Here is a 794-nt window from a genome sequence, read left to right as displayed (position 1 = left end):
TACGGCGCGGTCAGCGCGGTGATGCTGGTCTATGTCGCGCTGATCGCGACGATCCGGCTCTGGATGCGGCCGCGGGCGGTGCCCTTGTGGATCCTCGCGGCCTTCGCGCTGCTGGCGACGGTCAAGGTGCCGCCGATGGGATCGGGCGCGCTGATGCGCGCGCTGCATGACATGGTCCCCGCGCCCCTGCGCAATGGCGACTGGGCGGGGCTCCTGCCCTGGCTCGGCGACCGGCTCTGGAGCGAGATCCTGCCCGGGCTCTGGGCGACGCTCGTGGTCGGGCAGATCGCGCTGGCACTGACCGGGATCCTCGCCTTCCTCGCCTTCGGGCTGGTGGTGCGGCAGGTCGCGGGCCGCGCCGGGCGGATCGGCGGCGACCTGGTGCTGATCCTGCTGCGCAGCTTCCCCGAATACATGCTGGCCTATATCTTCCTGCAGATCTTCGGCCCCTCGATGCTGCCCGCCGTGCTGGCGCTGGCGCTGCACAATGCGGCGATCATCGCCCATCTGACCGGGCGCGAGGCCGAGGGGATCACCGCGGAGCTGCGCGCCGACGCGCCAAGCGGCCTGACCCTCTGGGGATGGGAGCTGGTGCCGCGGCTCTTCGGGCCGTTCCTGGCGCTCTGCCTCTACCGCTGGGAGATCATCCTGCGCGAGACGGCGGTAATGGGGCTTCTGGGGGTCGCCACGCTGGGCTTCTATGTCGATGCGGCGATGCAGCAGCTCCGGCTCGACCGGGCGCTGGTGCTGCTGATCGCCTCGGGGCTGATGACGGCGGCGGTCGATGCGCTGTC

General features: G+C 71.0%; 1 protein-coding gene. It reads left to right on the top strand.

The features are described from left to right. Positions 1 to 794, top strand: a 794-nt coding sequence (locus FGX59_RS37100) for a PhnE/PtxC family ABC transporter permease (protein WP_370296521.1), incomplete at both ends; no start/stop codon positions are given.

It is taken from the genome of Poseidonocella sp. HB161398 (assembly GCF_005870025.1).
Classification (GTDB): Bacteria; Pseudomonadota; Alphaproteobacteria; order Rhodobacterales; family Rhodobacteraceae; genus Mangrovicoccus.
Note: the sequence above shows the minus strand (reverse complement) of the source record. Positions and strands in the feature narration are given on the sequence as shown.